The sequence below is a fragment of the Roseateles chitinivorans genome (genome assembly GCF_050632145.1).
GTDB lineage: Bacteria > Pseudomonadota > Gammaproteobacteria > Burkholderiales > Burkholderiaceae_C > Roseateles > Roseateles chitinivorans_B.
The window spans coordinates 5,725,646-5,750,876 of sequence record NZ_CP192577.1; the positions used below are offsets into that span (position 1 = coordinate 5,725,646).

Consider the following 25,231-nt stretch of genomic DNA (forward strand, 5'->3'; position numbering starts at 1 on the left):
TCCCTCCCCATTCAAGAAGGAAGCAGTGATGACGCAAGACACGATGAAGGCCGTCCGGATCCACGCATTCGGTGGTCCGGAGGTGCTCCGCTACGAAGACGTACCGATGCCGACGCTCAAGCCCGGCGAGGTGCTGGTCCGCGTCCGTGCGGTGGCGATCAATCCGCCCGACTGGTACCTGCGCGACGGCTACCGGAGCCTCCCCGCGGACTGGCGCCCACCGGTCGACCTGCCGGTCATCCCGGGCTCGGACGTGTCAGGCGTCGTGGTGGCGGTGGCGGCGGACGTCACGGCGCTGGCTGTCGGCGACGAGGTGCTCGGCTTGGTGAAGTTCCCCAGCTTTGGCGAGAGCGCCGCGTATGCCGAGTACGTGGCCGCGCCGGTGACGGATCTGGCGCGCAAGCCCGCCGCGGTCGATCACGCGCACGCGGCCGGCGCGGCGATGGCCGGCCTGACGGCCTGGCAGTTCCTCATCGAGCTGGGCCATGACGAGCCCAACCCCTTCCAGCCTGCGTCCCACCGGCCCGTGCCGCTCTCCGGCCAGCGGGTCCTGGTCAATGGCGCGGGCGGCGGCGTGGGTCACCTCGCCGTCCAGTTGGCGAAACGGGCCGGCGCGGAGGTCATCGCCGTGGCCTCCGGCAGGCACGAGCAGTTCGTGCGCGACCTGGGCGCCGACCGTTTCATCGACTACACGGTCACGCCGCCGGAGACCGTCGCGCGCGATCTCGACCTGGTCCTGGACACCCTCGGCGGGCCGACGACGGCAAGGTTCCTGCGCACGCTCAAGCGGGGCGGCGCCCTCTTCCCGGTGTATCCGCTGGGTTTCGATGGAGCCGATGAAGCAGCGAGACTCGGGATCACCGTGTCATCGACTCAGGTGCGATCGAGCGGCTCGCAACTGGAGGCGTTGAGCCGGCTCCTCGCCGAGGGCCAGCTGCGGGTCGCCATCGACAGCACGTTCGCGCTGGCGGACGCACGGCAGGCCCATGAGCGCGCGGCACGCGGCGGGATCCAGGGCAAGATCATCCTCAAGGTTGCATGACGTCGCGCGTGACGTCGCGCGTGGCGCCGGGACCTACCGGACGGGCAGCCCCTCCGCCTTCAGGGCGGCGCGGACCGCCGGACGCTGCGCCATGCGGTCCATGAACCGCTTGATCGACGGGTAGGTCGACATGTCGATGTTCACGCGCACCGGCCAGCGCAGCACGTTGTACAGGTAGGCGTCGACGACGGAGAACTCGGCGCCCAGCACGTAGTCGCTGCCGGACAGGTGCTGCTCGATGTAGTCGAACCGGCTGGCCAGGTTGCCTTCGGCGAACCGGGTCTTCGACGCCGCGTCCACGAACGGCGAGAACATCACCGCCATGCCCTTGTGCAGGTCGGTCGCGATGTAGTTGAGCCATTGCATGGCGCGATAGCGCTCCCGGGTCCCGAACGCGGGCAGCAGCCTGAACTGCGGATGCTGGTCCGCGATCCATTGCAGGATGACGGCGCCTTCCGTGAGGACCTCGCCGTCATCCAGCCTCAATGCGGGAATCAGCCCCTTCGCGCTGACCTGGAAATAGTCGCCGTCGACCGTCGTCTTGGTGGCGAAATCGACCTTGATCAATTCGACGTCCTGTCCGGCCTCCCGCAATGCGATCTGGGAAGCCAAGGCACAGGAGCCGGGAGAGAAATAGAGTTTCATGGCTGAATGAATCGTCAGGTGAATGAATGGAGATCACGTGACGAGCAGTCTATGAATGGCAATGCGCGCCACCAATGGCCGCGGAGCGAATTGATCATTCAACCGGCTGAACAATGAGTCCCTGACGAGCCCCTGTCCAAGGACTTCCTGGACAAACGACCATCACGCGATCTGCAACGATGACTTGCAGGCCACGGCGTTTCCGCAAATGGGCGTCTTCCCTACGATTCCGTTCGTCAGTTGCAACTCATTCGACTGTCGATTCCGGTCATCACTCCAAGGAACTCCCATGAAAGTCGCCATCTTCATCTTCTCGGACGCCAATGGCGGGGAAGAAGCCCTGGGCCGCCTGTTCAACGGCCTGGCCACCGCCTACGACTTCAAGCAGCGCAAGACGGACGTCGCGATCTACTTCCAGGGCACCGGCACCCGCTGGGCCGGCGTCGTGAAGCAGCCGGACCATCCGGTGCACGGCCTGTTCGCCGCCGTCGAGGACAAGGTCGCCGGCGTGTCCTGCGGCTGCGCGGACGTGTTCGGCGCGCGCGACGCGGCGATCAAGAACGGCTTCGACCTGATCTCCGTCAACCAGGTGCCCGGCACGTCCGGTCTGCCGAGCATCGGCGAGCTGATCGCCGACGGCTACACGGTCCTGACCTTCTGATCGGTCCGACCCGGTCGTTACCCGGTCGTTACCCGGTCGGGATGGTCATCCGCTCAGCCCGACAGCCGCTCCGCGCGCAGTCGCTCCGCCAGCAGTTCGATGAAGTGGCGGACCCTGGATGAGCCGAACCGGGTTTCCCGATGGAGCAGATGGATGGGCACGGTGTCGCTGGCGAAGGCCGTCAGCACCGGCGTGAGCGCGCCGCTCGCCATCTTCTCCTTCAACTGATAGGTCGGCAGGTACACGATGCCCAGGCCGAGCTCGGCCGCGGCGATCGCCGCATCGCTGCCGGTGAAGCCGCAGCCGGGCTTGAGCTTGACGGTCATCGACGACTGCCGTGATCCGAATTTCCAGACCAGTTGCTGGGCCGAGACGTCGATCGCGAGGGTCCGGTGCTGGTGGAGGTCCGTGGGATGTCGAGGAACACCGTGACGGGACAGGTAGTCGGCGGACGCGCAGGCGGTCCGTCCCACTTCGCCGACCTTGAGGGCCTTCATGCCGGAGTCCGGCAGCTGGCCGATGCGGATCGCGAGGTCGAATCCCTCGTCGATCAGGTTGACGGTCCGGTCCACGAAGGTGGCGGACACCGTCATCTCGGGATACCGCCGCAGGTAGTCCGCGATGCCGGGCACCACGAACAGTCGCCCGAAGACGACCGGTGCCGTCACGCGCAGGTGGCCCCGGGTCACCACGTTCGCGTCCGAGGCCCCGGCTTCCGCCTCGGCGATCAGGCGGAGGATGGTGCGCGCGTCCTCCAGGTAGCGCCGGCCGGCCTCGCTCAGCGTCACGCGTCGCGTGTGCCGCACGAGCAGCGCCACGCCGCGACGGCGCTCCAGCGTCTGGATCGCCCGCGTCACGGCGGCGGCGGACAGGTCCAGCGTCCGGGCCGCGCCCGCGAAGCTCAACCCGTCGCAGACGGTGACGAACACCGTCATCAGATGGATGTCGTCCACGCGTGGACCTCCGATTCCCTGGCGCGCCGCCCGGCGGCGTGCCTCCCGTCGATCTCATCGAGGAGCACCCCATGACCGCCGCCCGATTCCATGAAGGCGAACTGATCGCCCAGCGCAAGGCCAACGAATCCGACATCGCCGCCAGGAACGGGGCGACCGTGGGTCCGACCATCGTGCGCGGCGCGTTGCCGTTCGTGCGTCAGCAGAAGACGCTGTATGTCGGCAGCGTCGACCTTGACGGCCGCGTCTGGGCGTCGATCCTGATCGGCGAGCCCGGATTTCTCGAGCCCGGCGACGATGCCGCCACCTTGACCGTCGACCTCTCGAAGGTCGCGAGACAGCCGCACGATCCGCTGTGGGAGAACCTCCGGCTCGACGCCCGGCTCGGCTTCCTGCTGCTGGACCTGCAGACGCGCAAGCGCCTGAAGGTCAACGGCGACGCCCATCTGCAGGGCGATCGGCTGGTCGTCGACGTGACGGAGTCGGTGCCGATCTGTCCGCGCTACATCCAGCGCCGCACGATCGCGCTGCCCGATCCCGGCCACCAGCCGATGCCGTCGGCGATGCGGCAAGGCAGCGACATCGGCGACGCGCAGATCGACTTGATCGCGCGGGCGGACACCTTCTTCCTCGCCTCCGTCCACGAGACGCACGGCGCCGACTGCTCGCATCGCGGCGGGCCGCCGGGATTCGTGCAGGTCCTCCCCGGCAACGTGCTGCGGATCCCCGACTACAACGGGAACAGCATGTTCAACAGCTTCGGCAACTTCCTGCTGAATCCGCAGGCGGGCCTGGTCTTCCCCGACTACGAGCAGCGCCGGATGCTGCAGCTGAACGGCACGGTGGCGATGTTCTGGGACCAGCCGGACCCTGACGGATCCACCGGCGGCACTGGCCGGTTCTGGGAATTCACGATCGAACGCTGGATCGAGACCGGGCTTCCCGACGGACTCGATGCCCGCTTCCTCGACGCCTCCCCTTTCCTTCCCCACGGAGTCTGATCCATGCTGCTGCGCGTCACCCATGCCGAAGCGCTCACCCCGTCCATCCGATCGATCCGGCTGGCCAGCGTCGATGGCACCCCGCTGCCGGGCTTCGAGCCCGGCGCCCATGTCGAGGTGCGCCTGCCGCTGGGCGACGACGTCGTCTTCCGGAAGTATTCGTTGATCTCCGACGGCGCGGACGGCTCGTCCTACGAGATCGCCGTCAAGCGCTCGGACCACGGACGCGGCGGCTCCCTGTTCATGCACGACCGGCTGTCCGTCGGAGACACGCTGGACGTATCCGCGCCGGTCAACGAATTCATCATCGCAGCGCAGGGCGCGCATCACGTCCTCATCGCCGGCGGGATCGGCATCACGCCGATGCTCGGCATCGCGGCGCGGCTGAAACGGTCCGGCGGGTCGTACGAGCTGCACTACTCGAGCCGGAGCGCCGCCGACATGGCCTTCCACGACCGGGTGACCCAGGAGCATGCGGCGCAGGCCCGGCTGTACTTCACGCGCGGCGACGGCGCGCGGCGCCTGGACATCGAGGCCCTGCTCGCCCGTCATCAGGAGCAGGTCGACACGCACCTGTACGTCTGCGGCCCCGCGCCGTTGATCGATGCGCTGCGTCTGGCCGCGCAAGCGCGCGGCGTGAACCGGCGACGGATCCATTTCGAGAGCTTCGGTCCGAGTTGGGCGGCGACGGACGGGACCGTCCGCGTCGCGATGTCGGAGTCCGCGATCGAGCTCGACGTCGCGCCCGGCACCACGCTGCTCGACGCGATGGAGGCCGCCGGCGCGTGGATCCCGTCCGACTGCAAGCGCGGCGAATGCGGCGCATGCATCGCCAGCTACAGCGGCGGACGGCCGATCCACCGGGACAACTGCCTCACCGAAGCGCAGCGGCAGCATTCGTTCTGCCCCTGCGTGTCCTGGGCCTCGTCCGACGAGGTCCTGACCTTGCAGCTCTGACATCCGGCTCAAGCGGCACCCGATGGCGTCAGGTGCCGCACGAGCAGGTCGACGAAGGCCTGGACCTTGGACGACGTCCCGCCAGCGCCGCCGTGGACCACCTGGATGGGCCACGGCGCCTCCTCATGGTCGGCGAGCAGGATCTCCAGATGGCCGTCGGCCACCTGCGACGCGACCTGATAGTGGAACAACCGGGTGATGCCCGCTCCCATCGTCGCGGCGGCCACCGCGGCGTCATTGCTCGTGACCGTGAGCGTCGGATTCACCCGCACGCTCAGCGGCCCTGCCGCCGTCCGGAAGGTCCAGTCCGGATCGGGCGACACGTTCTGCGCCGCGATGACCGAGTGCTCGGTCAATCCGGCCGGATGAGCCGGACGGCCGCGCGCCGCGAGGTAGTCCGGCGAGGCGCAGAGGACGCGCCGCATCGAGCCCACGGGGATGGCCTGCACCTGCGCCTGTACCTGCGCGAATGGCCCACCGCCGATGCGCACGGCGACATCGATGCCCTCCTCGACCAGGTCGACGACCCGGTCGAGGAAATAGCCGGACACCGTCATCGCCGGGAATTGCGCGAGGTACGCCGCGATGCAGGGCATCACATGCGAGACGCCGAACATCGCCGGCGCCGTCACGTTCAGATGGCCGCGGAGGTCGGTCGGATGACCGGAGGCCGACTCATGCGCCTCGCTGACCTTGGTCAGGATGAGGCGGACGTCGTCCAGATAGCGATGGCCGACGTCGGTCAGCCGCACGCTGCGGGTCGTCCGCAGCACGAGCTTGACGCCGAGCCGCTCCTCCAGACCCGCGATGGCGCGGGAGATCGTGGCCGGCGAGGTGCCCAGCCGCCGCGCCGCGGCGGCGAAGTTCTGTTCTTCGGCCACTGCCACGAAGGCGTTCATGGCTTGCAGGCGGTCCATGGTCGACGCCTCAGCCGGTGCGACGCGGCCTGGACTGCGCCGGGGGAGGAAGTTCTCGAGCGCGAGGTGGAAGCGGTCCGGCGATTCGAGATACGGCAGGTGGCCGCATTCCTCGAGCACGATGGACGAGCAGTCCGGGATCAGGGCCCGCAGCTCGTCGTGGCAATACGCCGGCACCAGCCCGTCCCGGCCGCCGCGGATCAGCAGCGTCGGACTGCGGACCGTCCGGACCTCCTCGCGCTGGTCGGCGTCCATGATCTGCTGGAACAGCGCGCGGATCCAGGGTCCGTCCAGGGTCGCCAGCGAGCGCATGAATCCTCGATGGATCCGGCTGTCAGCCGCAATGGCCATCTGCGTGAGCAGTCGCGTGGCCCACGCGACCTTTCCCTCGTCGCCTTGCAGCAGCCGGTCGTACAGCTCGAAGCGGGCGGCTTCGTCCGAGGGCGAGAGATGCAGGAACGCATTGACGGCGATCACCGCGCTCACGCGGTCGGGCGATTGCGCGGCAAGTTGGAGTCCGACGCGAGCCCCTTTCGAGAGCCCGCACACGGCGCTTCGATCGATGCCCAGGTGATCGAGCAGTCCCTCGACGACCCGCCCGAAATCGAGGAACGCGACGTCCTGTCCTTCCGACTTCCCGTGCCCCGGCAGAGCGAGGCAGATCACACGGCGGCGGGACGCGAAGTGCTGTCGCTGATAGGTCCAGTTGAGCGCATTGCCGCCCAGGCCGTGGAGGAACAGCAGGGCATCGCCCTCGCCGTCGTCGGTGAAATGGATCCGGTGTCCGTCGTGCAGGAAAAACATGGGGGCTCCGGCGTCAATGCATCAGCGGGTGTCCGGCGAGCAGTTCGGCGATCCATTCGACGAACACGCGCACCTTGGCCGACAGATGCCGGTTCTGCGGGTACACCACATGGATGGGCAGCGGATCGCTGACCCATTCCTCGAGGATCGGGACGAAGCGTCCCTGCGCGACCAGCGGCGCCATCAGGAAATCCGCCATCTGCACGATCCCCAGCCCGGCCAGCCCCGCCGCCGTGTAGGCACCGCTGTCGTTCAGCGCGATGACACCGGGCAGCGAGACCTGGAGGCGCTCGCCGCCGCGCGTGAAGTCCCAGTCGAACACCCGGCCGGAGCGCGCGCCGAAATAGTTCACGCACTGGTGGTGGACCAGCTCGTCGGGATGCTTGGGACGTCCATGACGTTCGAGGTAGGCCGGCGAGGCGCAGGTCATGTACCGCATCAGGCCGATGCGGCGGGCGATCAGGCTGGAGTCGTCGAGGTCCCCGGCGCGCACGGCGCAGTCCACACCCTCCTCGATCAGATCGATGGAGCGATCGCTGCAGCCCAGCTCCAGCCAGATGTCCGGATAACGCGCATGGAACGCCGGCAGCGCGGGGATGATCACCTCGCTGGCCAGCCCGGTGGGCGCATCGATGCGCAGGCGTCCCGAGGGGCTGCGGCGCGTGCGGGTCAGGGCCTCCTCGGCGTCGCGCACGTCCGCGAGGATGCGCAGGCAATGCTCGTAGTACACCGCGCCTTCGGCGGTCACGCTGACCCGGCGGGTCGTCCGGTGCAGCAGCTGGATCGACAGCGCCGATTCCAGCGACTGGATGAGCGTGGACACCGTCGCCTTGGGCAGCTTCATGTGGTCCGCGGCGCGGGTGAAGACGCCCGCATCGACCACCTGGACGAACACCTCCATCGCTTGCAGCTTGTTCATGCCGCATCGTCCCGCGCGGCGTCGCGGGAGGGAATGCGTGGCCCACGAAAGACTCAATTTCCAGATCCGGAAAGATCGTCGAAATTCCAGGCTAGAATGCGAGGCTCAGTCGGGGCGTAGCGCAGCCTGGTAGCGCATCTGCTTTGGGAGCAGAGGGTCGCGAGTTCGAATCCCGCCGCCCCGACCACCCAACACGAAAGCCGCAAGGAGTCCTGCTCCTTGCGGCTTTTCATTTTGCGGGCCGCCCTTCCAACGGAGCGCAACCCTTCTCGCGGCGCACTGTCGCGCCGACCTCAGAACCCGCTGTTCCCCGCCCCCAGCGTCAGCGTCATGCCGCCCGGGTTGTTCAGCCCGCCCTGCGCCGCGCCGCTGACCGTCACGTTGGACAGCGTCGCGCTGCCGCCGCTGCGGAACTGCAGCCCCCAGGTCCCCGCGCCGACGATGCTCACCCCGTCGAACTGCGCGCCCAGCACGCGCCGCGGGCCGCTGATGTAGACGCCCTGGTAGGTGCTGTCCTGGATCAGCAGGTCGCGCACCACCACCGGCGCGGCGATGTCCGAGGTCTCCGCGAACAGCCACAAGGCACCGAACTGGTCGTTCCAGTTGGGCTCGAAGCCGCCTGTGCGGACCAGCGTGTTGCCGCGCACGGACGTCGTCCCGCTGAAGGTCACCGGATTGAAGCGCGTGCTGATCGCGATACCCGCCGAGCCGACCGCCGTGTCCTGGATGACGTTGTAGTCCGCGCGGTTGCCGTTGCCGCCGTAAATGCCGATGCCGTTGGCCAGCACCGGCGACTGCACGGTGTTGCGCAGATAGGCGCTGTTGGTCACCGCGGCGCCCTCGGAGAACATCGCCAGCGCGTCGTCGCCGGTGTTGCGCACCACGCTCTGGTCCATCCACGTGTTCTGGACGTTCGCGTGGATGTTGACGCCGTCCGCGAAGGTGTTGCGGATGCGCAGGCCGGTGGCGTAGAGGCCGTTGGTGCCGGAGTCGATCCACATGCCGACCTTGGTGTGCTCGAACCAGAGGTTCTGGAACAGCGAGCCGGTGCCGAAGTTGCCTTCCAGCGGCGCGTCGGTGAGCACCTGGCCATCCGGATCACGCAGCGTCACCTTGCCCAGCATCAGGAAGTCGGCCATCGTCACGTTGCTGCCGGTGCCGTAGAAGCCGCCGCGGCCGTCGTTGCCGAGCTCCACCGTCGAGTACCACGGCCCCGCGCCGCGGAGGGTCACGCCCGCCACGTTGATGCGGGACGTCAGCCGGAAGCTGCCCGCCGGGATCCACACGACACCGCCGCTGGGCTGCGCGGCGGCGATCGCCTGCACGAAGGCCGAGGTGGCGTCCGAGCCGTCCGACCTCGCGCCATAGCTGGCGATGGAGAACGCGCCGGCTGGCGCGGCGTAGGCGGGGGCACCACCTCGGTCTCGATGAAGTCGACGTCGTAGTACGCCGCGGTGTTGCCACTGTCCTTCTGCAGCTTGAACACGGTGCCCGCGGGATAGCTCGGCAGCGCCACGCGCACCTCGTCGAAGAAGTGACGGGGCGTGCCGTCGGCCGGTACCCCGCGGAACGGATAGGCGCCGTAGACCCAGGCGTAGGTCGAGGTCAACGCGATGTCGCGGACTTTGGTCCCGTTGGCATACAGCGCCAGCGTGGCCGACTGCCCGCCGCCGCCAGGCGCATCGGGGATCGAATAACGCAGCACCAGCGAGTTGGTCGGCTGCGCCAGCGTGAAGCTGACCTGCTGACCGGTGCCGGACAGGCGCACCAGGCTGCGCCCGCTGGCTTCGGACTGCACGGTGAACGGCGTGCGACTGGGCGCCAGGATGGTGGCGTTGGTCGACGCCGTCTCGGCTTCCTGCAAGGTGGTCCGCACCGTCGCGCCGCGAGCCGCCTGCGTCAGTTCCCCGGGCACGCTCAGGCTGTCGATGCCCACATCCGCGCCGGCTGACGCGCGCCGCAGACCCACGGTGTTGTGGCCGGTCCGCAGCGTCAGCGGCACGCTGAGCGTGTTCCAGCCGGTGCTGGCGGGCAGGCTCACCGTGCCGACCTTGGCCGCGTTGACGACCAGATCCAAGCCCACCGCAGCGCCGCTCGTGTTGCGATAACGCAGCGTCGCGTTGGCGGATCCATCAGCGTTCATGAACACCGTGCGGATGGCCCGCGCACCGGCATTGCTGAATCCGGCCGCATAGCCGCTGCCATTGAAACCGATGGCGGCCGTGCTCACCGACGCGCCGCCGGACAGGAACCAGGTCTCCGCCTCCGCGGGCGTGACCGACGGGTTGCCGGCCCCACCGTCGCCACCGCCCGTGACGGCGGCGACGCTGAGCGCATCGACATTGACGTTGCCGCTGTCCGCCGCGGTGAAGCGATACGCCACGCTGTGCGCCCCCGCGGTCAGCGTCACGTTCGTCGTCTGCGTGCCCCACGAATCCCAATTGGCGGTGGCCGGCAGCAAGACCTGACCCGCGGCTGTCCCGTCGACGAAGACGGTCAGTGACTTCGAGGCGCCGGTCCCGTTGGCGTATCGCAACGTGAGCGCATGCGTGCTCGCCTGCGCTGCGGTGACGCTGAACGCCACCTGCGCATTGCCCTTGTTGGTGTCCGTGAAGCCGCCCACGAAGCCGCTGCCCAGGAATCCCAGATGATCCGACGCCGCGATCGCGCCGCCGCTCAGCGACGCGTTCTCCGCTTCGAGGCCTCCGCCGGGCGTGACCGCGACGGCATCGACGTCCAGCGCATCGAGGTTGACGTTGCCGCTGTCCGCCGTCGTGAAGCGATAGGCGACGGCGTGGTTGCCCGCCGTCAACGCGACGGTGGTCGACTGCACCAGCCAGTCATTCCACGACGCGCTCGACGTCAGGTTGACCTGCCCCTTCGCGACACCGTCGACGTAGAGCGTCAAGGTCTTGGCCGAGCCGGTACCGTTGGCGTAGCGCAGCTTCAGCGCGTAGTTGCCGGCCTGCGCGGCGCTCACGGTGAAGGCGACCTGCGCCGCGCCCTTGTTGCCGTCGATGAAGCCGCCGGCAAAGCCGCTGCCGGTGTAGCCGGTGTGGTCGCTCGCCGGAGCGACGCCTCCGCTGAGCGAAGCGCTTTCAGCTTGCAGCGTGGCCGCGCTGGCCGTGGCCGCGAGCAGCCACAGCGGGAGGGAGCAGATCAGGCGGCGGACCGCGTGAGGGTTCTTCATCGGGTGGTCTCCATGATGGTCTGAGCGTCCCGTCTGATGCGGGGCGCGGCCAGTCTATGGAGCGCACGGCGCCATGCGGACGATGCCAAGGTCCATCGCGGGGACTCGCGGAGCCAAGCTTCGTGATCGCTTCAGGCGACCTATAGATCGGCTATAGATCCCAGGCGAATTGCTGTCGCATCGCTGACGGCGCGCCGATGCGTTGCTGGTGCATTGCCGATGGATTGCCGATGACGACGGACGATGTGGCGGCCCTCAGCCACGGACCAGGCTACGTCCTGTCACCCGACCTCGGGAGATTCCCCGATGCGCAGCGCGCGAGGAACTCGTCGTGCGTGGGCATCACGTCCACGCACTGCGCGATCACGGCGCGCACGCTGTCGAGGTAGTCCTTCACCTCGCGCTCGTCCAGCAGGTCCACCAGCGGATGGTGTCCTTGCGCCCGCAGCCCCTGGCCGTGCATCACCTGCAGCCACGCGACCTCGGCGAAGAGCTCGTTGTTCTCCCGCACGAGGCGGCCGCGGCTGCGGTACAGCGCCATCTTGGCCTCGAGCGTGGCCGGCACGTCCATCTCGCGGCAGGCGCGCCACAGCGGTTCCTGGCGGCGGTTCAGGTGGTAGTGCAGCACGATGAAATCCCGGACGCGCTCGTATTCGAAGCGGCCCTGCCGGTTGAACTCGTCGATGTCCACCTGCGCGAAGCTGCGGTCCGGGAAGAAGCTGAGCAGCCGCGAGATACCGCTCTGGATCATGTGGATGCTGGTGGACTCCAGCGGCTCCAGGAAACCGCTGGACAGCCCGATGGCGACGACGTTGCGGTCCCAGGCTCGCTCCCGCATGCCCGTCGTGAAACGCAGCGCGCGCGGGTCGGCCAGCGCCTCGCCGTCGAGGTTGGCCATCAACTCGGCCGTGGCCTCGTCCTCGCTGATGTGGCGCGAGCAGAAGACATGGCCATTCCCGGTGCGATGCTGCAGAGGGATGCGCCACTGCCAGCCCGCGCGACGCGCCGTCGCCCGCGTGTACGGCGTGCGCGGCATGGTCGCCGCGCTGGGCACCGCCACGGCCCGGTCGCAGGGCAGCCAGTGCGTCCAGTCCTCGTAGCCGACCTTCAGCGTCTCTCCGATCAGCAGCCCGCGGAAGCCGGAACAGTCGATGAACAGCTCGCCGTCGACCCGGCGTCCGTCCGACAGCACCAGCGAACGCACGTGGCCGCCACGCGCGCCCCCGTCCTCGTGGTGACGCACCTCGGCGACCTTCCCTTCCAGGCGCACGACACCGCGCGCCTCCGCATAACGGCGCAGGTAGCGCGCGTAGAGGCTGGCGTCGAAGTGGAAGGCGTAGGCGATCTCGGACAACGGCGACTGCGGCATGTCCGTGCGCGGGCGCATGAACTTGTTGCGCAGCGCCGCCACGCGCGCGATCGAATACTCGCCGAGATCCGCCGCCTGGCCGATGGCGTGCAGGCGCTGCCAGTACTGGTCGAACGGCGCGGTCAGCAGATCCTGGCCGATGCGGCCGAAGCCGTGGATGTAGCGCTCGCCGGACGCGCCCCAGCCGACGAACTCGATGCCCAGCTTGAACGTGGCCTGCGTCTCGCGCAGGAACTCGTCCTCGTCGATCTCCAACACCTGGTTGAAGCGCTGGATCATCGGGATCGTCGCCTCGCCGACACCGACCGTGCCGATCTCTTCGGACTCCACGAGCACGATGCGCTTGCGCCCGCGCAGCACCTTCGACAAGGCGGCGGCCGTCATCCAGCCCGCCGTCCCGCCGCCGACGATGACGATCTCCTCGATGCCTGCTTCGCTCATCCGAATCTCCTCTGGGTCACGCCGTCTTTCAAGCGCATCCTTCCGGCGTCGTCATTCAGGCGCCGTCCTTCAGACGCCGTCCATGGCCGGCGTCGCCTCGAACGCGCCGCCGAAATGCACCGTCGCATTCAGGCCGCCGCCGTCCGGTCCCGGGGCCAGCTCGATGCGTGCGTCGTTGCGATGCGCGGCGCGCTCGGCGATCGCCAGCCCCAATCCGCTGCCGGGCTGCTCCTGGCCGGGCAGCCGGTAGAAGCGCTCGAACACGCGTTGCCGCAGCGCCGGCGGGATGCCGGGGCCCTCGTCGAGCACGGTCAGGCGGCAGCCATCGGTCTCCCGATGCAGGCGCACCTCGATGCGCCCGCCGGACGGCGAGTACTTGATCGCGTTGCCCACGAGGTTGTCGACCAGCGCGAACAGGCTCTCCTGATGCACCGGCCGCACGCACTCGTCGTCGGCATGGAAGTCGATGTCGATGCCGCGCTGCAGCGCGAGCGGCACCGCCGCGGCCAGCCGCTCGCGCACCAGCGTCGCGATCGACAGCGCGGGCGGCCGTTCCGCGCCGGGCTCGGCGCGCGCGCGTTCCAGCGCCAGCAGCTGGTTCACGAGATGCGTCGCCCGTGCCAGGCCGATGCGCAGGCCCTCGCTGACCTCGGCGTGCCGCTGGGGATCCGCGTCGGCGCTTCGGGTCTGCAGCAGGTGCGCGTTCAGCTGGATCGCGGCGAGCGGCGTCTTGAGCTCATGCGCCGCGTCGGTGAGGAACTCGTGCTCATGCTCGATGCGTTTGCGCAGCCGCGCCATCAGGCTGTTCAGCGATTCCACCAGCGGCGACAGCTCGCGGTAGTCGGACGGCGGCAGCGGCGTCAGGTCCTGGTCCGAGCGATGCTCGATGTCGCGGGCGAAGCGCCGCAGCGGCCTCAGGCCGATGCCCACGATGAGCCACGCCGGCAGCATCAGCAGCGGCAGGCTGAAGATGGTCGAGCGCAGCAGGAAGCTCACGCCCGAATAGGTGAACATCCAGCGGTCGTCGACCTCGTGGCTGCGCTCGACGACCAGCCCCGTGGCCGCGTCGCGCTCGACCGCGCGCACCCAGCCGTTGACCTGTCGCGCCTGCGGCGAATCCGGCAGCGGCAGCGCGTCCGGCAGGTCGGGCATGGAGTTGTAGAGCAGCGCGTCACCGCGCCAGATGCGCACGCGCACGTGGGAGCGATAGTCCAGCTCGCGGAACATCTCCACCCGCACCGCTTCGGCGGAGACCGCCGCCGCGCGCAGGCGATCGGGCGAGTCCGCCAACGGCGAGACCATCAGCAGCAGCTCGTGCGTATGGGCGCGGTTCTCGGCGTCGGTGCGGAAGCGCTGCGTCGCGCGCGCTTCCAGCACCACGTAGACGAAGCCCGCCACGAACACCAGCAGGATCACCGCACTGAAGCCCAGCAGCAGGCGGCGGAACAGCGACGAGGGATTGGCCGGTTTGGACGCCTCGGTCGCCCTGGACGTCCTGGACGCGTTGAACGCCTTGTTCGCGTTGATCGTCTTGGAGGAGGCCATGTCAGCCGTTCTCGCGCTGCAGCATGTAGCCCACGCCGCGCACCGTGCGGATGTAGCGGTCGCCGATCTTCTTGCGCAGGTTGGAGATGTGCACGTCCAGCGTCGCGCCGTCGCTGAAGGGCAGCACGCGGCGCTCCAGCTCGGCGCGCGTGAGCACGCGGTCGGACTGCTTCACCAGCGTCAGCAGCAGCGCGAATTCCGTCTTGCTCAGCGCCACCGGCGCGTCGCCGATGGTGACGCGCATGCGGCGCTCCTCGATGCTCAGCGCGCCGCAATGCCACAGCGCATCGGCGTCCGGCGATGCGCCGCTGCGGCGCAGGATCGCGCGCAGCCGCACCAGCAGCTCGGGGATCTCGAAGGGCTTGATCAGGTAGTCGTCCGCGCCACGATCGAAGCCGCGCAGGCGGTCCTGCAGCCCATCGCGCGCCGTGATGATCAGCACCGGCACGGTGAGCCCCGCGGCGCGGATCTGCGTCAGCACCTCGTTGCCATCGCCGTCGGGCAGCCCGAGATCCAGCAGCACCGCGTCGAAGTCCTCCAGCCGCAGCCGCTCCACGGCCTCGGCGGCCATGCGCACCCACACCACCTCGTGGCCCTCGTCGCGGAACGCGGTGAGCAGCGCGCGGCCGATGCTCAGGTCGTCTTCAATCAGATAGATCTTCACGCGGGCCAGTCTATCGGGGGCAATGCCGGGCACCCATCGGGATTGAACCCGTTATCTTCAGATTTCCTTCAGGCGCGATCGGGCCCGGCACACGAAGCTTCATGGGAGCTTCAGCGGCGTTCGATCCGCATTGACGGTGACTGGCGGGCTCCAGACCATGGCGCCAGTTCGCATCGCCATGCCCTCGACCAAGGACAGCGCGGCGCAGGACTTCGAACACTAAAACATCGCGAGGCAAACCCATGGTCCCCGTTCTTTCTTCGAGAGCGCCCCGAGCGCTCACCCAGGCGCTGCGACGCCTGCCCGTGGCGCAGGCCTGCGCCCTGCTGATGGTGGGCGCATCCGCCGCCCACGCCCAGAGCGCCGCACCGCCCGAGGCTGCCGCCTCCGCGCCGCGATCGACCGCGAACCCCGGCGCCAAACCGAACGAAGCGAAGAAGGACTCCGACGCCGCGCTCGAGACCGTCGTCGTGACCGGCATCCGCCGCAGCGTGGAGGACTCGATCGCGGTCAAGCGCAACGCCAGCTCGATCGTCGAGGCGGTGTCCTCCGAGGACATCGGCAAGCTGCCCGACGTCACCGTCGCGGAATCGCTGGGCCGCGTCAGCGGCGTGGCCACGCAGCGCGACAAGGTCAGCGGCAAGGCCAGCGGCGTCAGCGTGCGCGGCATGTCGCCGTCCTTCAACGGTTCGCTGCTCAACGGTCGCGAGCAGGCCTCGACCAGCGACGCGCGCAGCCCCGAATTCGACCTCTTCCCGGCAGAGCTCACCAGCAGCCTGCTGGTCTACAAGACGCCCGATCCCAGCCTGATCGGCCAGGGCCTGGCCTCGACCATCGACCTGCGTACCATCCGGCCGCTGGACTACGGCAAGCGCAGCGTCGCCATCAGTGGCCGCAAGGAACGCATCGGGGTGGGCTCGGGCACCGAGGCCGGCGACGGCCACCGGGCCGGTCTGGTCTACGTCGACCAGTTCTCCGACCGCCGCATCGGCCTGGCGTTGGGCCTGAGCTCGCTGCGCGAGGACAACGGCGGCGAGCTCAAGTTCGACAATTGGGGTGGATACGCGCCCCAGGTGGACTACCAGGGCCAGCAGGTCACCGTGCCCGGCGGCTTCCTCGCCGAGACCTCCAAGCGCAAGACCGAACGCGACGGCGCGTTCGTGACCCTGCAGTTCAAGCCCAACGCCGACTTCAAGACCACGGCCGACCTGTTCTGGTCGCGCGGCAACGAGACCACCAAGAAGACCGGCATCGAAGGCGCCATCGCCTTCGGCACCGGTCCCTACGATCCCAACGGCGCGCTGACCAACGCCACCATCGTCGATGGCGTGGCCAGCGCCGGCACGCTCAGCAACTACAAGGCGGACGTGCGCAACCATGTCTACGGCAGCAAGGACCGGCTGTTGTCGCTGGGGCTCAACAGCGAGCTCCGCACCGGCGACTGGCGCTGGGAGGGCGACATCGCCCACTCGCGCGGCGTGAAGGACATCAGCAACTACGAGACCACCGCGGGCCAGCCGGGCAACACGCCGGAGAGCCAGCTCGGCTCGATCAGCTGGACCGGCTTCAACGGCAGCAACTTCGGCGACGTGAAGTACACGCCCAGCCTGAACTACGCAGACCGCAACGTCGCCGTGCTCACCGACGTCGCTGGTTGGGGCGGCGGCGTGAACTCGCCACAGGCGGGCTATGTGGCGCTGCCGCGCATCACCGACCAGGTCGACAGCCTGCGCTTCGTCGCGCATCACGAGGCGGGCTGGGGCCCGATCGCGGGCACCCGCTTCGGCGCCAACTTCACCAGGCGCGACAAGTCGCGCACGGGCCAGGAAGGCCGGCTCTACATCCTCGGCGGCGACGGCTACGCCAGCGTGCCGGTGCCGGGCAGCGAGACCGCGATCGCCGGCCCCACCGGCATCCCCGTCGTGTCCTTCGATCCGACCGGCACGCTGGGCTCGATCTACGGCATCAACCGCTGGGTCGACTCCACGGTGCTCGCGCGCGACTGGACCGTGCGGGAGAAGGTCGCCACCGTCTTCGCGATGGCCGACCTGACCGGCGACCTCGGTCCCCTGCCCTACACCGGCAACTTCGGCTTCCAGGTCGTCAACACGCGGCAGCGCTCGACCGGCAACCAGGTCGACCTGGCCAACTGCACCGGCATCACCGTCGAGACCTGCCCCTACGTCGAGCGCAGCGACGGCGACAACTACACGCGCTTCCTGCCCAGCATGAACCTGACGCTGGACCTGGGCTCGCAGCAGCTGCTGCGCTTGGGCGCGGGCAAGCAGCTGGCGCGGCCCAACCTGGACAACATGAAGGCCAGCCTGGACTTCCAGGTGCAGAACGCGACTTCGGTCTCGCCCGCGCTGACGGGCTTCGCCGGCAATCCCAAACTCAAGCCCTACGAGGCCTGGGCGTTGGACTTGTCCTACGAGAAGTACTTCGGCCGTCACGGCTACATCAGCACCGCGGTCTTCTACAAGAAGCTGGAGAACTATGTCATCAACGCGCCGCGCGGCTTCGACTTCGCGCCCTACGTCAGCGCCAACACGCCGCTGCCGACGACCGGTCCGTTCAAGGACTCCACCGTCGGTTTCCTGACCCAGCCGATGAACGGCCAGGGCGGCAACATGAAGGGCGTCGAGGTCTCGGTCAACCTGCCGCTCAACATGCTGAGCGACTGGCTGGACGGCTTCGGCACCTCGCTGAACTACTCGTACACCGACAGCTCGGTGCGCCTGCCCACGTCCGGCTTCGTGACCCCGCAGAACGGCCCGGTCTTCAAGGACAGCGTGCCCGAGATCGGCCTGCCCGGCCTCTCCAAGCGCGTCGCCACGGTGCGCTTCTACTACGAGAAGAACGGCTGGCAATTGGCCTGGGCGGCGCATCGTCGCTCGGACTTCATCGGGCAGATCCTCGACTACCGCAGCGACTCGCAGTTCACCTTCATCAAGAGCGAGACCATCGTCGACATGCAACTGGGCTACGAGTTCCAGAGCGGCTGGATGAAGGGACTGTCGGTGCTGCTGCAGGGACACAACATGACCAACGCGCCGTTCCAGGAGTACACGACCGATCCGAATGTCATCACCAACAAGGTCAAGTACGGCAAGACCTACCGGCTGGGGCTGAACTACAAGTTCTGATCCGACTCCGTTGCCGCGCTCGGTCGCCTGACCGTGCGTGTGTCCGGCTCTCCCGGGCGCGGCTCTTTTTATTCCCATGACCCGAACGTCCCTCGACGTTCAAGGCCGATCCGCGATGTCCTCTGATTCCTTCGACGATCCCTTCCACCCGGCGACGCCTTCTCCCGGGCGGCGGCGCTGGCTGCAGGCCGGGGCGGCGCTGCCGCTGGCCCTGCTGGGCGGCGCGGCTGCCGCCTCGCCGGCTGCGGATCAGGCGATCGCGCCGCGGCGGGAGGCGTCGTCGCCCGCCGGCGGCGACGCGCGCTACGCCGCGAAGCCCTACGTCGAATTGCGCCATCCCGACTGGGCGCGCGACGCGGCCATATACCAGATCAACCTGCGGCAGTTCACGCCCGAGGGCACGCTGCGCGCGGCGCAGGCCCAGTTGCCGCGGCTGCAGGCGCTGGGCGTCGGCATCCTGTGGCTGATGCCCATCCACCCGATCGGCGAGCGCCAGCGCAAGGGCGCGCTGGGCAGCCCGTACGCGGTGAAGGACTTCCGCGCGGTGAACCCCGAGTTCGGCGACGAGGCCGACCTCCGCCGCTTCATCGCCCGCGCCCACGCGCTCGGGCTGCGCGTGATCCTGGACTGGGTGGGCAACCACACCGCATGGGACAACGTGCTGGTCGAGCAGCATCCCGAGTGGTACGCGCGGGACGCGGCCGGCCGCTTCCATCCAACGCCCTGGTACGACTGGGACGACATCATCGACCTCGACTACGACCAGCCGGGCCTGCGCCGCTACATGACCGAAACGCTGGTGTACTGGGTGAAGGCGTTCGGCGTCGACGGCTACCGCGTCGACGCGGCGGGGCTGGTGCCGCTGGACTTCTGGGAAGAGGCCGCGCGGCAGATGCGCGCGGTGAAGCCGGTGTTCCTGCTGGCGGAGTGGGAGGGGCGCGACTTCCACGCGCGCGCCTTCGACGCGACCTACGCCTGGACCTGGTGGGATGCGCTGAAGCACATCGTCGAAGGACGTACCGACCTGGGACCGCTGCTGACCTACTACGCGTGGGCTCGCAAGTTCTATCCGCGCGAGGCCTACCGGATGCTCTACACGACCAACCACGACAAGAACGCGTGGGAGGGCACGGAGTTCGAGATCTTCGGGCCGGCGGTGGACGCGGTGACGGTGCTGTCCTTCGTCGGGGAAGGCATGCCGATGCTCTACAACGGGCAGGAGGCCGGGAACACGCGTCGGCTGGCGTTCTTCGAACGCGACCCCATCGTGTGGCGCGACGACGCGCCGCAGGGCGTGCTGCTCAAGCGGCTGATCGCGTTGAAGCGATCGCACCGCGCGTTGTGGAACGGCGAGGCGGGCGCGACGATGGATCCGGTGCGCAACGACGCGCCGCGGCAGGTGCTGAGTTTCAGGCGCGGCGAAGGCGCGGGCCGGATCGTCGCGCTGTTCAACTTCTCGGCGCAGGCACGCTCGGTGACGATCGAAGGGCCTGGCGTTGCGGGCCGCTACGCCGACTTCATCGGCGGACAACGCGTCGATCTGAATGCGAAGCCGTCGATCGATCTGCCAGCATGGGGCTTCCGTGTCTTCGTTGCCTGATCCCGCGCGGCGGCGCTGCGCACTGGGGCTGGGCGCGATCGCGCTGTTCGGGACGGGCCCCGCATCTGCATCTGCATCGCCGCGCTCGCTGGCGGAGGTCGCCTCCCCCGACGGCCGTCTGGTCATGCGCGTCGCGAGCGACAAGGACGGCCGACTGAGCTACGCGGTCGCACATGCGGGACGACCTGTGGTCAACGCATCCCGCCTCGGCCTGTTGCTGACGAACGCGGAGCCGCTCGACGGTGGCTTCGAAGCGCTGCACGCCGTCGTCACCGCGCACGACGAGACCTGGGAGCAGCCGTGGGGCGAGGACCGCGTCCTGCGCGACCGCCATCGAGAGCTGCGGCTCGATCTCCGCCAGCCGCGGCACGGCCGTGCGATGACGCTGCGCGTGCGGGTCTTCGACGATGGCCTCGGCTTCCGCTACGAGCTGCCCGCACAGCGGTCGCTGCCGGTGGCGCGCATCGCCGACGAGCTCACCGAATTCGACATCGCCGAGTCCTCGGAGGCGTGGTGGTCCGCCGCAGGCGAACGGCTGGTGCTGGAAATGCCGGTTCAGCACACGCCGCTGGCGGAGACCGGCCTCGCCAACACGCCGCTGACGCTGCGCACGCGCAGCGGCCTGCACCTCGCCTTGCACGAGGCGGCACTGGTCGACTACGCGACGATGTGGCTGCGCCGCGTCGACGGGCAGAAGCTGCGCGCGCAGCTGGCGCCATCGGCGACCGGACCCGCCGTCGAGCGGCGCGGCGCCTTCGTCACACCGTGGCGCACGCTGCAGGTCAGCGAGACCGCGACCGGGCTGCTCGACTCGCGCCTGACTTTGCATCTCAACGAGCCGAACCGGCTCGGCGACGTCACATGGTTCAAGCCCGGCAAGTTCGTCGGGATTTGGTGGGAGATGCACCTCGGCCGATCGACCTGGAGCCCCGGCCCGCAACAGGGCGCGACCACGGCCAACGCGCGCCGCCACATCGACTTCGCCGCGGACAACGGCTTCGACGGCATCCTGGTCGAAGGATGGAATCGCGGGTGGGACTCGGACTGGCCCGGCAACGGCGCGAGCTTCGACTTCCTTCGACCGGTCGCGGGCTTCGATCTGAGGCAGGTCGCGGCGTACGCCCGGGAGCGCGGCGTGCGGCTGATCGGCCACCACGAGACTGGCGGCAACGTCGCGCACTACGAGCAGCAGATGGACCGCGCCTACGCGCTCTACGAGCAACTCGGCGTCCGGGTGGTCAAGTCGGGCTACGTCGCCGACGTGGGCGCGGCGCGCTTCGCGGACCCGTGGGGCCCCGGCACTCATCGCGGCTTCACCGAATCGCAGGAAGGTGTGCGCCATTTCCAGCGCGCAGTCGAGCGCGCCGCGCGCCACCGCATCGCCGTCGACACGCATGAGCCGGTGAAGGACACGGGCCTGCGCCGCACCTGGCCCAACTGGGTCACGCGAGAAGGAGCCCGCGGTCAGGAGTTCAACGCGTGGGGTGAGCCGATCAACGCCGTGGACCACGAGATCCGGCTGCTCTACACCCGGATGATGTCGGGCCCGATGGACTTCACGCCGGGCGTGGTCAGTCTCGACGGCGCGAACGGACGTCGCCTGCCCTCGACCGTGGCCAAGCAGCTCGCGCTGTATGTGGTGCTGTATTCACCGCTGGTCATGGTGCCCGACCTGATCGAGCACTACGCGCAGGCGCCGGATGCCTTCGACTTCATCCGTCACGTACCCACGGACTGGGAGCGCAGCCGCGCGCTGGCGGGCGAGGTCGGCCGGTACGCGGTGATCGCACGGCAGCAGCGTGGGTCGCGCGATTGGTACCTCGGCGCGATCGCCGACGGCGAGGCGCGCGAGACCGACATCGCCCTCGACTTCCTGCCGGCCGGTCAACGCTTCGACGCGACCATCTGGCGCGACGGCGACGCAGCCGATCATCGCGATCTGCAGCGCCGTTTCGACCTGGTCGTCGAGCGGCGCGAGGTCAGCGCGACGGATCGCATGCAACTGCGCATCGCGCCGGGCGGAGGCTGGGCCATCTGGCTGACGCCACTGGGCAGCGCATGAGCGCGATCATGCCGTGGCCCGCGCTGCTGGCCGTCGAGGTCGGCCGGACCCTCGTGACCGCTCATCGACACGGGGACGGGCGTCTGGTCCACCGCGCTTGCTGGGAGGCGGGCTCGCCGGCGGCCATCAAGCGCGCGCTCGAGTTGGCGCTGATCATGGGGCTTCAGGCGCCCCGGCATGCCGTGTTCATCAGCGATGCGGAGGAGGCGTCGGACGCGAACCTGCTGGACGGATGGCGCCGCTCGCTGGGTCTGAACACCCTGCGCGGCCGGTCGGAACGCGAGGCGCTCAGCCACGCATTGAACGAGGACGGCGCCGCGCCCGCCCTGCTCTGCCGTTGGCTGACATCAGAGGCCGCATACGGTGAAACCGTCGCTTCACGCGTGGTGCTGGTGCCGTCTCACGGCGCGCCGGAAACTTCGCTCCAAGCGCTGCTGCATCACCCGGTGGCACCACTCGCGCTGTTCGACGAACCTTCACCGATCGCGCTTCGACGAATCGGCGAGTCGCTCTGGAACGGTGATACGCCGCTGGCCTCTCAGGCGCTGGCAACGCTCTGCGGTCTGGCCGCGCTCGCCGGCGTGCGGCGACTGCTGTTCCAGCGCATGCCCCAGGCCCTCCGCGCTGCGGTGTCGACGCCGCATTGGCACGCCATGGTGGCTCGACTCCTCGATGGCCGCGTTGCGCCGCCGCTCATCGTCGAAGACATCGATGCGGACGGCGCAGACGACGCGGACATCGACGGGGATGCGCGGCAACCTGGCTCCTGACCGGCGCGGGAGAAATGCTCCGTGCGGACTGGCAGGCGCGGGAACGCGCCCACGCCATCCCGGTGCTGTCGCTCGTCCGCGAGCGCTACGACGCCCTGCCCCGCACCGAGCGCCGCGTGGCGGACCTGATACTCGCCGACGCCGATGCGGCGCTGCGAACGGCCACTGCGGAGCTCGCGCGGCTCGCGGAGGTCAGCCAGCCGCAGGTGATCCGCTTCTGCCGCAGCCTGGGCTTCGATGGCGTCACCGACTTCCGCAGGGAACTCGCCGGCAGCCTCGCGTTGGGCGAGGCGCTGGGGCGGTCCCGCTGACAACACGCCCTCGCCTCACGCGGTTCCGTCTTACCCGGCCTTGGACGTCGCGCGCTTCGCGCCCGCCAGCTTGGGCGCCATCGCGCCCACGGTCTTGCGCAGGTGCTCCACCACATGCTGCGCGCGCGCCGACAGCGGCCATTCGGCGCGATGGATCATCCACAGCGTGTCCACCACCGGCGAGCCGCAATCGAGCACCCGGATCTCGTCCTGACGAGGGAAGGCGCGACGCGCATGCTGCGTCAGCACGGTGAACCCGAGCCCGCGCGCCACCGGCTCCAGCAGCAGCCCGATCTGGTTGCTGAAGCCGCGCACCGGCAGGTCGCGCACGCCCGGCGAGCCGGGGAAATGCCGGCTCAGCAGGCGGTTGGCCATCGCCTGGCCGTCGGGGTGATCGATGAAGCCGATGCGGCGCAGGTCGTCCCATGACGCGCATTTCTCCGACGCAGGCAGCACCAGCTCCAGCGGCTCTTCCAGGAAGGCGCAGCTCGCGAGCCGGGCGTCGTCCGGCCGCAGCGTCACCAGGCCCAGTTCGTAGCGGTTGTCGAGCACCGCCTGCAGCACGTCCGGGTCGGGCGCGAACCGGTGCCGCACCACCAGCCCCGGGCGTTGCGCCTGCAGGTCCAGCAGGTGCGGATACACGAACAACCCGATGCCGCCCGGCGTGATCATGCCGACCTCGCCCTGGCAGGCGTCCTCGTCCGCCAACCGGCCGCGCAGGCGCTGGTCGGCCTCGTCCAGCTCGCGCCAGTAGTCCAGCGTCGCCTTGCCCGCCGGGGTCAGTTCGATCGCGCGCGGGCGCCGGATCAGCAAGGGGCCGAGCGACCCCTCCAGATGCCGCACGTGCTGGCTGACCGCCGCCTGCGTCAGGTCCAGCGCCTCAGCGGCACGCGTGAAGCTGCCCAGCCGCGCCAGGGTGGCGAAGCTCCGCAGCCATTGAGGATTCAGCATGGACGGCTCCCGTCTTTCATAAGCAAGTCTTATCACGGCAATAAGGCCGCATCGCTTTTCATTATGGCCCGCAGTTCCTAGACTGCCGCCTCCGCAGGTCTTTCCCGCCTGCCCTGCCCCCTTCCTTCCCCCTTCTCCTCCTCAAGGTCCCCATGTCCAGCCTGTTCTACCCGTTCACCCTCAAGGACGTCGTCCTGCGCAACCGCATCGCCGTGCCGCCGATGTGCCAGTACAGCGCCACCGACGGCCTGGTCAACGACTGGCACCTGACGCACTACGCCGGCCTGGCGCGCGGCGGCGCGGGACTGGTGATCGTCGAGGCCACCGGCGTCGCGCCGGAAGGCCGCATCACGCCGGCCTGCCTGGGCCTGTGGAACGACGACCAGGCCGCGGGCCTGGCCCGCATCGCCGCCGCGATCGCCTCGTTCGGCGCGGTGCCCGGCATCCAGATCGGCCACGCCGGCCGCAAGGCCAGCGCCCACAAGCCCTGGGAAGGCGACGACCACATCGCCGCCGGCGATCCGCGCGGCTGGGCCACGCTGTCGCCGTCCGCCGTGCCCTTCGGCAAGGGCCTGCCGCAGGTGCCCAAGGCCATGGACAAGGCCGACATCGCGCGCGTCCAGGCCGACTTCGTCGCCGCCGCGGTGCGCGCCCGCGACGCCGGCTTCCGCTGGCTGGAACTGCACTTCGCCCACGGCTACCTGGCGCAGAGCTTCTTCTCCGTCCACGCCAACCAGCGCGACGACGAGTTCGGCGGCAGCGCCGAGAACCGCGGCCGCTTCCTGCTGGAGACGCTGCGCGCGGTGCGCCAGGTCTGGCCCGAGCACCTGCCGCTGACGGCGCGTTTCGGCGTGATCGAGTACGACGGCCGCGACGAGCAGACGCTCGCCGAAGCCATCGGCCTGACGCGCGCGATGAAGGCCGAGGGCCTCGATCTGCTGAGCGTCAGCGTCGGCTTCTCCACGCCCGAGGCGCAGGTACCGTGGGGCCCGGCCTTCCTCGGCCCGATCGCGCAGCGCGTGCGCCGCGAGACCGGCCTGCCGGTCGCGTCCGCCTGGGGCTTCCACACGCCGCAGCTGGCGGAACAGGCCGTGGCCGACGGCCAGCTGGACCTGGTGATGATCGGCCGCGCGCTGCTGGCCAATCCGCACTGGCCCTACCAGGCCGCGCAGGAGCTGAAGAAGGACAAGCCGACGTGGGTGCTGCCCGCGCCGTATGCGCACTGGCTGGAGCGTTATCAGCCGCAGCGCGGCTGAAGCCCTCGGGGCGCCCCGCCGCCACGC

General features: G+C 69.1%; 20 protein-coding genes and 1 tRNA gene. 11 read left to right on the forward strand and 10 right to left on the reverse strand.

The features are described 5' to 3' along the window. Positions 1-28: 28 nt before the first annotated feature. Positions 29-1,042 (forward strand): NADP-dependent oxidoreductase, encoded by a 1,014-nt coding sequence (locus ACQ86G_RS26280; protein WP_431258032.1) that lies wholly within the window; start codon positions 29-31, stop codon positions 1,040-1,042. A 33-nt stretch (positions 1,043-1,075) separates the two neighbouring features. Here ACQ86G_RS26280 and gstA read toward each other — a convergent pair whose 3' ends face one another. Then, positions 1,076-1,687, reverse strand: a complete 612-nt coding sequence (gene gstA, locus ACQ86G_RS26285; protein WP_431258033.1) for a glutathione transferase GstA — start codon at positions 1,685-1,687, stop codon at positions 1,076-1,078. Between the two features lie 289 nt (positions 1,688-1,976). Between gstA and ACQ86G_RS26290 the strand changes: the two genes are divergently transcribed. After that, the gene (locus ACQ86G_RS26290) at positions 1,977-2,348 is read left to right on the forward strand and encodes a DsrE family protein (RefSeq protein WP_431258034.1); all 372 of its coding nucleotides are present in this window, start codon (positions 1,977-1,979) and stop codon (positions 2,346-2,348) included. 53 nt (positions 2,349-2,401) lie between these two features. Here ACQ86G_RS26290 and ACQ86G_RS26295 read toward each other — a convergent pair whose 3' ends face one another. Continuing rightward, a complete protein-coding gene (locus ACQ86G_RS26295) occupies positions 2,402-3,301 on the reverse strand; it encodes a LysR family transcriptional regulator (protein ID WP_431258035.1) in 900 nt (299 codons plus the stop codon). A gap of 71 nt (positions 3,302-3,372) precedes the next feature. Here ACQ86G_RS26295 and ACQ86G_RS26300 point away from each other — a divergent pair, with 71 nt between their 5' ends. Both ACQ86G_RS26300 and ACQ86G_RS26305 read left to right on the forward strand, forming a co-directional pair. Next, positions 3,373-4,302 (forward strand): pyridoxamine 5'-phosphate oxidase family protein, encoded by a 930-nt coding sequence (locus ACQ86G_RS26300; protein ID WP_431258036.1) that lies wholly within the window; start codon positions 3,373-3,375, stop codon positions 4,300-4,302. Positions 4,303-4,305: 3 nt separating this feature from the next. Continuing rightward, positions 4,306-5,259, forward strand: a complete 954-nt coding sequence (locus ACQ86G_RS26305; protein ID WP_431258037.1) for a PDR/VanB family oxidoreductase — start codon at positions 4,306-4,308, stop codon at positions 5,257-5,259. An 8-nt stretch (positions 5,260-5,267) separates the two neighbouring features. Here ACQ86G_RS26305 and ACQ86G_RS26310 read toward each other — a convergent pair whose 3' ends face one another. Beyond that, complete coding sequence (locus ACQ86G_RS26310) at positions 5,268-6,980, reverse strand: alpha/beta fold hydrolase (protein ID WP_431258038.1); 1,713 nt, start codon at positions 6,978-6,980, stop codon at positions 5,268-5,270. Positions 6,981-6,993: 13 nt separating this feature from the next. Continuing rightward, positions 6,994-7,899, reverse strand: a complete 906-nt coding sequence (locus ACQ86G_RS26315; protein WP_431258039.1) for a LysR substrate-binding domain-containing protein — start codon at positions 7,897-7,899, stop codon at positions 6,994-6,996. Positions 7,900-8,009: 110 nt separating this feature from the next. Here ACQ86G_RS26315 and ACQ86G_RS26320 point away from each other — a divergent pair. Beyond that, positions 8,010-8,086, forward strand: a tRNA-Pro gene (locus tag ACQ86G_RS26320). A gap of 106 nt (positions 8,087-8,192) precedes the next feature. Here the strand turns inward: ACQ86G_RS26320 and ACQ86G_RS26325 are convergent. The 5 genes from ACQ86G_RS26325 to ACQ86G_RS26345 form a co-directional block, all read right to left on the reverse strand. Further along, positions 8,193-9,224 (reverse strand): hypothetical protein, encoded by a 1,032-nt coding sequence (locus ACQ86G_RS26325; protein ID WP_431258040.1) that lies wholly within the window; start codon positions 9,222-9,224, stop codon positions 8,193-8,195. Beyond that, a complete protein-coding gene (locus tag ACQ86G_RS26330; protein WP_431258041.1) occupies positions 9,155-11,089 on the reverse strand; it encodes a CBM35 domain-containing protein in 1,935 nt (644 codons plus the stop codon). Before ACQ86G_RS26330 ends, ACQ86G_RS26325 begins: the two co-directional genes overlap by 70 nt. Positions 11,090-11,360: 271 nt before the next feature. Beyond that, positions 11,361-12,899, reverse strand: a complete 1,539-nt coding sequence (locus ACQ86G_RS26335) for a tryptophan halogenase family protein (RefSeq protein WP_431258042.1) — start codon at positions 12,897-12,899, stop codon at positions 11,361-11,363. Positions 12,900-12,968: 69 nt separating this feature from the next. Further along, positions 12,969-14,444 (reverse strand): ATP-binding protein, encoded by a 1,476-nt coding sequence (locus tag ACQ86G_RS26340; protein ID WP_431258043.1) that lies wholly within the window; start codon positions 14,442-14,444, stop codon positions 12,969-12,971. Between the two features lies 1 nt (position 14,445). Then, positions 14,446-15,108, reverse strand: a complete 663-nt coding sequence (locus ACQ86G_RS26345) for a response regulator transcription factor (protein ID WP_431258044.1) — start codon at positions 15,106-15,108, stop codon at positions 14,446-14,448. 242 nt (positions 15,109-15,350) lie between these two features. Here ACQ86G_RS26345 and ACQ86G_RS26350 point away from each other — a divergent pair, with 242 nt between their 5' ends. The 5 genes from ACQ86G_RS26350 (at position 15,351) to ACQ86G_RS26370 (ending at position 22,997) form a co-directional block, all read left to right on the forward strand. Then, entirely contained in the window at positions 15,351-18,254 is a 2,904-nt protein-coding gene (locus ACQ86G_RS26350) for a TonB-dependent receptor (RefSeq protein WP_431258045.1), read from the forward strand. Positions 18,255-18,369: 115 nt separating this feature from the next. After that, positions 18,370-19,854: an alpha-amylase family glycosyl hydrolase gene (locus tag ACQ86G_RS26355; protein ID WP_431258046.1), complete on the forward strand. Its 1,485-nt coding sequence runs from the start codon at positions 18,370-18,372 to the stop codon at positions 19,852-19,854. Then, on the forward strand, positions 19,838-21,916 hold the full coding sequence (locus ACQ86G_RS26360) for a glycoside hydrolase family 97 protein (RefSeq protein WP_431258047.1): 2,079 nt from the start codon (positions 19,838-19,840) through the stop codon (positions 21,914-21,916). The genes ACQ86G_RS26355 and ACQ86G_RS26360 overlap by 17 nt, the downstream gene beginning before the upstream one ends. Beyond that, on the forward strand, positions 21,913-22,686 hold the full coding sequence (locus tag ACQ86G_RS26365; protein ID WP_431258048.1) for a hypothetical protein: 774 nt from the start codon (positions 21,913-21,915) through the stop codon (positions 22,684-22,686). The genes ACQ86G_RS26360 and ACQ86G_RS26365 overlap by 4 nt, the downstream gene beginning before the upstream one ends. A gap of 14 nt (positions 22,687-22,700) precedes the next feature. Further along, positions 22,701-22,997 carry a hypothetical protein gene (locus tag ACQ86G_RS26370; protein ID WP_431258049.1) on the forward strand — a complete coding sequence of 99 codons (297 nt, stop codon included), beginning with the start codon at positions 22,701-22,703 and terminating at the stop codon, positions 22,995-22,997. Between the two features lie 30 nt (positions 22,998-23,027). Here ACQ86G_RS26370 and ACQ86G_RS26375 read toward each other — a convergent pair whose 3' ends face one another. Continuing rightward, positions 23,028-23,948 (reverse strand): LysR family transcriptional regulator, encoded by a 921-nt coding sequence (locus ACQ86G_RS26375; RefSeq protein WP_431258050.1) that lies wholly within the window; start codon positions 23,946-23,948, stop codon positions 23,028-23,030. Positions 23,949-24,100: 152 nt separating this feature from the next. On the opposite strand from ACQ86G_RS26375, the gene ACQ86G_RS26380 reads away from it, so the two are divergent. Then, positions 24,101-25,204 (forward strand): NADH:flavin oxidoreductase/NADH oxidase, encoded by a 1,104-nt coding sequence (locus tag ACQ86G_RS26380; protein WP_431258051.1) that lies wholly within the window; start codon positions 24,101-24,103, stop codon positions 25,202-25,204. Positions 25,205-25,231 lie beyond the last annotated feature (27 nt).

Bases quoted from the DNA above. Each gene is read 5' to 3' on its own strand.
- ACQ86G_RS26280 (WP_431258032.1), top strand. From the start codon at position 29: ATGACGCAAGACACGATGAAGGCCGTCCGGATCCACGCATTCGGTGGT.
- gstA (WP_431258033.1), bottom strand. From the start codon at position 1,687: ATGAAACTCTATTTCTCTCCCGGCTCCTGTGCCTTGGCTTCCCAGATC.
- ACQ86G_RS26290 (WP_431258034.1), top strand. From the start codon at position 1,977: ATGAAAGTCGCCATCTTCATCTTCTCGGACGCCAATGGCGGGGAAGAA.
- ACQ86G_RS26300 (WP_431258036.1), top strand. From the start codon at position 3,373: ATGACCGCCGCCCGATTCCATGAAGGCGAACTGATCGCCCAGCGCAAG.
- ACQ86G_RS26305 (WP_431258037.1), top strand. From the start codon at position 4,306: ATGCTGCTGCGCGTCACCCATGCCGAAGCGCTCACCCCGTCCATCCGA.
- ACQ86G_RS26310 (WP_431258038.1), bottom strand. From the start codon at position 6,980: ATGTTTTTCCTGCACGACGGACACCGGATCCATTTCACCGACGACGGC.
- ACQ86G_RS26315 (WP_431258039.1), bottom strand. From the start codon at position 7,899: ATGAACAAGCTGCAAGCGATGGAGGTGTTCGTCCAGGTGGTCGATGCG.
- ACQ86G_RS26330 (WP_431258041.1), bottom strand. From the start codon at position 11,089: ATGAAGAACCCTCACGCGGTCCGCCGCCTGATCTGCTCCCTCCCGCTG.
- ACQ86G_RS26335 (WP_431258042.1), bottom strand. From the start codon at position 12,899: ATGAGCGAAGCAGGCATCGAGGAGATCGTCATCGTCGGCGGCGGGACG.
- ACQ86G_RS26340 (WP_431258043.1), bottom strand. From the start codon at position 14,444: ATGGCCTCCTCCAAGACGATCAACGCGAACAAGGCGTTCAACGCGTCC.
- ACQ86G_RS26350 (WP_431258045.1), top strand. From the start codon at position 15,351: ATGGTCCCCGTTCTTTCTTCGAGAGCGCCCCGAGCGCTCACCCAGGCG.
- ACQ86G_RS26355 (WP_431258046.1), top strand. From the start codon at position 18,370: ATGTCCTCTGATTCCTTCGACGATCCCTTCCACCCGGCGACGCCTTCT.
- ACQ86G_RS26365 (WP_431258048.1), top strand. From the start codon at position 21,913: ATGAGCGCGATCATGCCGTGGCCCGCGCTGCTGGCCGTCGAGGTCGGC.
- ACQ86G_RS26370 (WP_431258049.1), top strand. From the start codon at position 22,701: ATGCTCCGTGCGGACTGGCAGGCGCGGGAACGCGCCCACGCCATCCCG.
- ACQ86G_RS26375 (WP_431258050.1), bottom strand. From the start codon at position 23,948: ATGCTGAATCCTCAATGGCTGCGGAGCTTCGCCACCCTGGCGCGGCTG.
- ACQ86G_RS26380 (WP_431258051.1), top strand. From the start codon at position 24,101: ATGTCCAGCCTGTTCTACCCGTTCACCCTCAAGGACGTCGTCCTGCGC.